Origin of the sequence: Pseudomonas migulae NBRC 103157, from assembly GCF_002091715.1 — a bacterium.
Taxonomy (GTDB): domain Bacteria; phylum Pseudomonadota; class Gammaproteobacteria; order Pseudomonadales; family Pseudomonadaceae; genus Aquipseudomonas; species Aquipseudomonas migulae_A.
On the sequence record NZ_BDAG01000029.1, the window covers coordinates 85872 to 93168 of the forward strand.

General features: G+C 60.4%; 6 protein-coding genes. 4 read left to right on the forward strand and 2 right to left on the reverse strand.

Features of this window, described 5'->3' with window-relative positions; all coding sequences use genetic code 11:
- Nucleotide 1 precedes the first annotated feature (1 nt).
- A complete protein-coding gene (locus PMI01S_RS20780; protein WP_084321941.1) occupies nucleotides 2-697 on the forward strand; it encodes an extensin-like domain-containing protein in 696 nt (231 codons plus the stop codon).
- Nucleotides 698-714: 17 nt separating this feature from the next.
- On the opposite strand, the gene PMI01S_RS20785 is transcribed toward PMI01S_RS20780, so the two are convergent.
- A complete protein-coding gene (locus PMI01S_RS20785) occupies nucleotides 715-1335 on the reverse strand; it encodes an energy transducer TonB (RefSeq protein WP_084321942.1) in 621 nt (206 codons plus the stop codon).
- Nucleotides 1336-1428: 93 nt separating this feature from the next.
- Here PMI01S_RS20785 and PMI01S_RS20790 point away from each other — a divergent pair, with 93 nt between their 5' ends.
- Nucleotides 1429-2211 (forward strand): class I SAM-dependent methyltransferase, encoded by a 783-nt coding sequence (locus tag PMI01S_RS20790; protein WP_008035485.1) that lies wholly within the window; start codon nucleotides 1429-1431, stop codon nucleotides 2209-2211.
- 106 nt (nucleotides 2212-2317) lie between these two features.
- Here the strand turns inward: PMI01S_RS20790 and PMI01S_RS20795 are convergent, their stop codons facing one another.
- Complete coding sequence (locus tag PMI01S_RS20795; protein ID WP_084321943.1) at nucleotides 2318-2962, reverse strand: TetR/AcrR family transcriptional regulator; 645 nt, start codon at nucleotides 2960-2962, stop codon at nucleotides 2318-2320.
- Nucleotides 2963-3055: 93 nt separating this feature from the next.
- Between PMI01S_RS20795 and PMI01S_RS20800 the strand changes: the two genes are divergently transcribed.
- Entirely contained in the window at nucleotides 3056-4156 is a 1101-nt protein-coding gene (locus PMI01S_RS20800) for an efflux RND transporter periplasmic adaptor subunit (RefSeq protein WP_084321944.1), read from the forward strand.
- Nucleotides 4157-4162: 6 nt separating this feature from the next.
- Entirely contained in the window at nucleotides 4163-7228 is a 3066-nt protein-coding gene (locus PMI01S_RS20805) for an efflux RND transporter permease subunit (RefSeq protein ID WP_084321945.1), read from the forward strand.
- Nucleotides 7229-7297 lie beyond the last annotated feature (69 nt).

The window sequence follows — 7297 nt, forward strand, 5'->3', positions numbered from 1 at the left end:
GATGCGGTTTGTGCGGGTGCTGCTCGTGTTGCTGCTGATGGTCGGTGTGGCTGGAGTGAGCGTCTGGCGCGGCTGGATCTCGCTGCCGCCGCAGTGGAACCCTTGGGCGCCGCTGGACGTGAAGGCCAAACCGAACCTGCTGACCCGCTACAAACTCATGCTACTGCGCGATGATTCGCAGTTGTGCGAGCAGGCCCTGAGCAGTTCCGGATTGCGCGTCGCCCCTCAAGCCGACAGCCCTGATGCAAAGTGTCCATTGAACGAGGCCTTGCGCGTGCAGGGCGGGAACGTCGCATTGAGCAGCAGTTTCCTCGCCAGTTGTCGCCTGGCGGTGTCGTTTGCCCTGTTCGAACATCATGCGTTGCAACCAGCGGCCCAGACGGTCTACTGGCAAGCGGTCACCCGCGTCGACCATCTGGGAAGCTTTGCCTGTCGAAACGTCTACGGCCGTGAGAATGGCAGGCTCAGCCAGCACGCCACGGCGAACGCGCTGGATATCGCCGGTTTTCGCCTGGCCGACGGCCGATCGATCAGCGTGCTCAAGGATTGGCCGAAGGATAATCAGGACGCACGGTTTTTACGTCAGGTCCGCGACGGCGCCTGCGACGTGTTCAGTGTGGTGTTGGGCCCGGACTACAACGCTGCCCATCGCAATCATTTTCACGTGGATGTCGGGCCGTGGTGGGTGTGTCGCTGAGGACTTGTTATTGAAGATCAGGCGGCGATGCGCAGGTTCTGCAGAACGATCGGGCGTGCCCAGCCGATGTCGAAATCGAAGTTTTTCTGTTGTTCCGCGAGCTCTTCGGGCGGGAACGGCGGGAATGGCTTGTCCAGCAGGTCCATTTCGAATTCGGCGATCGGCAAGTGCAGTGGACGCGGTTGCGGCGCCGGGCCGGCTTCTGGCACGGGTTGACCTGCGGTCAGCACGATCGGGCGAACCCAGCCGCTTTCGAAGTCCTGCTGTTTCTGCTGAGCGACGATTTCTTCTGCCGGGAACGGTGGGAACGGTTTGTCGGCCAGGTCCATGTCGAACTCGGCAATCGGCAGGAACAATGGCTCGGGTGGCTTGACCTGGGTTTCTTTCACATCGCATTCACGCTGGGAAACGATGTGCGCCAGCAGCTCGCTGCCAATCGTAGGTTCGACCGGGCTCTCGAGATCGACCGCCGGAAAATCGAGAGAAGCCGGCACGACATCGCCCGACTGATCGGCCAGAGCCTGGGCAAAAAAATCCTGCCACAGGTGACTGACGCCGCTCAGTGCCTGGGAATTTCGCAGGCCAAAATCGCCGTGGGGCGAGATGTAACCTATCGATGTGCGTTGAATGTCTGACATTTCTCTCGGTCGACGCTCAGCTCTGGCAAAATGCTCGTTAGTTTTGTTATCGGCCGTTTTTGCCGATCATTAATTTTTTGAGCGTGTTTTCCCATGATTGAGCAACCCGCGGCTTGCCGCATCCATGTCGAGGCCCTGGGCACGGCTTTTCAGCCACAGGCCGAGCAATGGGCCGAACGCCTGGGCCTGCCTTTGCAGGTCGATGATGGCGAGTTTGCCTTGCAGGTGGGGGAGCAGGGTTTGCAGTTGCAACAGCTGGGGCCCGACGCCCCGGGGCCGGTGCGGGTGGACTTTGTCGAGGGCGGCGCGGCTCATCGCCGTTTGTTCGGCGGTGGCACCGGTCAGATGATCGCCAAGGCTGTTGGCATCGCGCAGGGCGTGCGTCCGCGGGTGCTGGATGCCACGGCGGGGCTGGGCAAGGATGCGTTCGTGCTGGCGAGCCTGGGCTGCGAGATGAGCCTGATCGAACGCCAGCCGTTGATCGGTGCGTTGCTCGAGGATGGTTTGGCACGCGGCGCGGAAGATTTCGACGTGGCGTCGATTGTGGCGCGCATGCGTTTGCTCAAGGGTAACTCGATCGAGGTCATGCGCAACTGGGAGGGCGAGCCACCGCAGGTGATCTACCTCGATCCGATGTTTCCCCACCGTGAGAAAACCGCGCTGGTAAAGAAGGAAATGCGCCTGTTCCGGCCGTTGGTGGGGGATGACCCGGATGCACCCGCGTTGCTGGAGGCCGCGTTGGCATTGGCCAGCCATCGGGTGGTGGTGAAGCGTCCGCGCAAGGCGCCGTGCATTGCGGGGCCGAAGCCGAGTCATGCACTGGACGGGAAATCCAGTCGGTATGACATTTATCCGAAGAAGGCGCTCAAGCCCTGAGACCGAGTCGCAGCCTTCGCGAGCAAGCCCGCTCCCACATGGGAATGCATTCCCATGTGGGAGCGGGCTTGCTCGCGAAGGGGCCAGAACAGACAGTCGATACCTATCAGGCTGTCTCAGGCCGATACGCCCGCATAAACAACCCCACCACTTCCCGCACATGTTCCTCGGCCGCATCCCCGGTCAACGGCTCGCCACAGCCATACAACAACCGAAAATTCCCCGCGCCCTTGAGCAGGCAAAAGAAGTGCTCCGCCGCGTTACGGGGCTTGTCGATGCTCAACGCACCGCTCTGATCTACCTTGCTCAGCAACCGCTCCATGCCATGCAACATGCGCTCCGGCCCGGCCTCGAAGAAGATTTGCGAGAGCTTTGGGTCCTGGCTGCCCAGCGTCATCATCAACCGGTGCAGGTTCACCGATTCATCGCTGTTGATCAGGTGATGAAAGCCGCGCGCGATATTCAACAGCACTGCTTCCACTGAAATGCCGTCAGGCAATTCGAAAAACAGCGTAGGCAATTGTTCTTCGCATTTGGCGACCACGGCGGCGGAGAACAACGTCTCCTTGTCGTTGAAATGGCTGTAGACGGTCAGCTTCGACACGCCAGCTTCAGCCGCGACGGCGTCCATGCTGGTGCTCGCATAACCATTGCTCAGAAACAGGATTTTCGCCGCATCGAGGATCGCCTGGCGTTTGGCCAGATCCTTGGGACGGCCCGGGCCATTGGGGGCTGAAAGATTGTTCGGCATATTCGTTTTTAATACTGGACTGGTGAGTTTGCTATTAATAACATACTGCTCAGTATAATTATTCCAAGCACCATTAGCGAAAGGTCCTTCACCATGTTCCGCTATGCCTTGCCCCTCGCCTTGCCAGTCAGTCTGGCGTTTTTATTGTCTGCGTGTGGTCACGAAGAGGCGCCGCAGGTCACTGTCCGACCGGCCATGGTCGTGCAGCCAGAGCCTTCGGCCCAGGCGATGGAAAGCTATCCCGGTGAAGTCCGTGCCCGCTACGAGCCGGACCTGGCCTTTCGCATTGGCGGCAAAGTCAGTCGACGACTGGTCGAAGAAGGGCAGCGGGTCAAGGCTGACCAGCCTCTGGCGGAACTCGATCCCCAGGACGTGCGCCTGCAACTGGAAGCAACCCGCGCCCAGGTCGCGGCTGCCGAAGCCAATCTCAATCTCGTACGCGCCGAGCGTGATCGCTACAAGACCCTGATGGAACGTCAGATGGTCAGCCGTTCCCAGTACGACAATGCTGAAAACCTCTACAGATCCGGTGAAGCACGCCTGAAGCAGATCAAGGCCGAATTCAACGTCTCCACCAATCAGGCCAGCTACGCCGTATTACGCGCGCCTCAGGACGGCGTCGTGGCCAAGCGCGCGGTGGAAGTCGGGCAAGTCGTCGCCGCCGGTCAAACCGTGTTCACCCTCGCTACCGATGGCGAGCGCGAAGTGCTGATCAGCCTGCCGGAGCAGAGTTTCGGTCGTTTCAAGGTCGGTCAGCCGGTGTCGGTGGAACTCTGGACCCAACCCGATCAACGATTCGCCGGACGCATCCGCGAGCTGTCGCCCGCCGCCGATCCAAAGTCGCGCACCTTCGCGGCTCGGATCGCGTTCACTGCCGGTAAAGTCCCGGCCGAACTTGGCCAGAGCGCCCGGGTATTTATCCAGACTGCCGACGTCGTGGCACTGTCGGTACCGCTCTCGGCAGTGACCGCCGAAAACGGCGCCACCTACGTTTGGGTGCTCAGCGCCAACAACACCCTGAAAAAAGCCCCGGTCCGGGTCGGTGCATTCGGCGAGAAAACCGTGCCGGTGCTCGAAGGCCTGAACGCCAGCGACTGGGTGGTGGCCGCCGGCGTCCATGTGCTTCATGACGGGCAGCAAATACGCCCGGTGGATCGCTCCAACCGCGTGGTCAATCTGGCGGACAAGGAGTAATCCCCGATGGGTTTCAATCTTTCCGAATGGGCGCTGCGTAATCGCCAGATCGTACTGTTCCTGATGCTGTTGCTGGCGATTGTCGGCGCGCTTTCCTACACCAAACTCGGACAAAGCGAGGACCCGCCGTTCACTTTCAAGGCCATGGTGATCCGCACCAACTGGCCCGGGGCCACCGCCGAGGAAGTGTCGCGACAGGTCAGCGAGCGCATTGAAAAGAAGCTGATGGAAACCGGTGAGTACGAGCGCATCGTCTCGTTTTCTCGACCGGGTGAATCCCAGGTGACGTTCGTTGCGCGTGACTCCATGCATTCGGTGGATATTCCGGATCTCTGGTATCAGGTCCGCAAGAAGATCAGCGACATTCGTCATACCTTGCCACCGGGCATTCAGGGGCCTTTTTTCAACGATGAATTCGGCACAACGTTCGGCAATATCTACGCGCTGACCGGCGATGGTTTTGATTACGCGGTGCTCAAGGACTACGCCGATCGCATCCAGATTCAGCTGCAACGGGTCAAGGACGTGGGCAAGGTCGACCTGCTCGGGTTGCAGGACGAGAAGATCTGGATCGAACTGTCCAACGTCAAACTCGCCACCCTCGGCTTGCCGTTGGCGGCGGTGCAGCAGGCGCTTGAAGAGCAGAACGCGATGTCCACGGCTGGCTTCTTTGAAACCACCAGTGAGCGGTTGCAGCTACGGGTTTCGGGGAATTTTCAGACGGTCGAAGAGATCAAGAACTTCCCGATCCGTGTCGGTGATCGTACGTTCCGTATCTCCGATGTCGCGAACGTTCGTCGCGGCTTCAACGATCCACCGGCACCGCGCATGCGCTTCATGGCGGAAGACGCCATCGGCCTGGCCGTGGCAATGAAGGACGGCGGGGACATTCTGGTGCTGGGCAAGGCACTGGAAATCGAGTTCGCCAGGATCCAGAAAAACCTTCCGGCCGGTATGCAGCTGCGCAAGGTCTCCGACCAGCCGGCTGCGGTGAAAACCGGTGTCGGTGAGTTCGTACAAGTGCTGGTGGAAGCCTTGGCCATCGTCCTGTTGGTGAGCTTCTTCTCCCTCGGCGTGCGCACCGGCATGGTGGTGGCGCTGGCGATTCCGCTGGTGTTGGCGATGACCTTCGCCTGCATGTATTACCTGGGCATCGGCCTGCACAAGATTTCCCTCGGTGCGCTGGTGCTGGCGTTGGGTTTGCTGGTCGACGACGCGATCATTGCCGTGGAAATGATGGCAATCAAAATGGAGCAGGGCTTCGACCGGATCAGGGCGGCCAGTTACGCCTGGACCAGCACCGCGTTTCCGATGCTCACCGGTACGCTGATCACCGCCGCCGGGTTCCTGCCGATTGCCACTGCGCAATCGGGGACTGGCGAATACACCCGTTCGATTTTTCAGGTGGTGACCATCGCGCTGCTGGCATCGTGGATTGCCGCCGTGGTTTTTGTGCCGTATCTGGGGGAAAAACTCCTGCCGGACCTGGCGAAGATTCATGCGGCGAAACACGGCACCGGCCAACCGGACCCTTACGCCACTCCGTTCTATCAGCGTGTCAGACGCCTGGTGGAGTGGTGCGTGCGGTGGCGCAAGACGGTGATCGCGCTGACGGTGGTGCTGTTCATTGCCTCCATCGTGTTGTTCCGTTTTGTGCCGCAACAATTCTTCCCGGCCTCGGGGCGACTGGAGTTGATGGTCGATCTGAAGCTCGCCGAAGGCGCTTCGTTGAGCAACACTGCCGACGAGGTTAAACGCCTCGAAGGTTTACTGAAGGATCACGCCGGTATCGACAATTACGTGGCCTACGTCGGCACCGGTTCGCCGCGTTTTTACCTGCCACTGGATCAGCAACTGCCGGCGGCGAGCTTCGCCCAGTTTGTCGTCCTGGCCAAGACCATCGAAGACCGCGAAACCCTGCGCACCTGGTTGATTGAAACCCTCAACGAACAGTTCCCGGCCCTGCGTTCGCGGGTGACGCGTCTGGAAAACGGCCCGCCGGTTGGTTATCCGGTGCAGTTCCGGGTCACCGGTGAACACATCGAGGACGTTCGCGCCCTGGCCCGCAAAGTGGCGGCCAAGGTTCGCGAGAATCCCCACGTGGCCAACGTCCACCTGGACTGGGAAGAGCCGAGCAAAGTCGTTTATCTGAACGTCGATCAGGACCGCGCCCGCGCGCTGGGCGTAAGTACTGCAAACCTGTCGAAATTCCTGCAGAGCTCGCTGACCGGGTCCAGCGTCAGCCAGTACCGCGAAGACAATGAGTTGATCGAAATCCTCCTGCGCGGCACGTTGCATGAACGCACTGAACTGTCGTTGCTGCCGAGCCTGGCGGTGCCGACCGACAACGGTCGCAGCGTGGCGCTGTCACAAATCGCGACGCTGGAATACGGCTTTGAAGAAGGCATCATCTGGCACCGCAACCGCTTGCCGAACGTGACGATTCGCGCCGACATCTACGGCAAGGAACAACCGGCGACGCTGGTGCAGCAGATCATGCCGACGCTCGATCCGATCCGCGCGGAACTACCTGATGGCTATTTGCTGGAAGTCGGCGGGACCGTGGAGGACTCGGCCCGTGGCCAGAACTCGGTGAAGGCTGGCGTGCCGCTGTTCATTGTGGTGGTGCTGACGTTGCTGATGCTGCAACTGCGCAGTTTCTCACGCACGGTGATGGTGTTTCTGACGGCGCCATTGGGGTTGATCGGGGTGACTCTGTTCCTGATGGTGTTCCGCCAGCCGTTTGGTTTTGTGGCTATGCTCGGGACCATCGCGCTGTCCGGGATGATTATGCGGAACTCGGTGATTCTGGTGGATCAGATCGAGCAGGACATCGCTGCGGGGCTGAAACCCTGGCAGGCGATCATCGAGGCCACGGTGCGTCGTTTTCGGCCGATCGTGCTGACGGCGCTTGCCGCTGTGCTAGCGATGATTCCGCTGTCACGCAGTGTGTTCTTCGGGCCGATGGCGGTGGCGATCATGGGGGGGCTGATTGTGGCGACGGCGTTGACGCTGTTGTTTTTGCCGGCGCTGTATGCGGCTTGGTTCCGCATCAAGAAAGAACCGGTTTGAGGTCTTGGCGGCCTTTGGGCCGACCAGGCTTTTGTTGACTGGGTGGTGCATATCCATTTCTGCGGTAAT

Bases quoted from the DNA above. Each gene is read 5' to 3' on its own strand.
- PMI01S_RS20780 (WP_084321941.1), top strand. From the start codon at position 2: ATGCGGTTTGTGCGGGTGCTGCTCGTGTTGCTGCTGATGGTCGGTGTG.
- PMI01S_RS20785 (WP_084321942.1), bottom strand. From the start codon at position 1,335: ATGTCAGACATTCAACGCACATCGATAGGTTACATCTCGCCCCACGGC.
- PMI01S_RS20790 (WP_008035485.1), top strand. From the start codon at position 1,429: ATGATTGAGCAACCCGCGGCTTGCCGCATCCATGTCGAGGCCCTGGGC.
- PMI01S_RS20795 (WP_084321943.1), bottom strand. From the start codon at position 2,962: ATGCCGAACAATCTTTCAGCCCCCAATGGCCCGGGCCGTCCCAAGGAT.
- PMI01S_RS20800 (WP_084321944.1), top strand. From the start codon at position 3,056: ATGTTCCGCTATGCCTTGCCCCTCGCCTTGCCAGTCAGTCTGGCGTTT.
- PMI01S_RS20805 (WP_084321945.1), top strand. From the start codon at position 4,163: ATGGGTTTCAATCTTTCCGAATGGGCGCTGCGTAATCGCCAGATCGTA.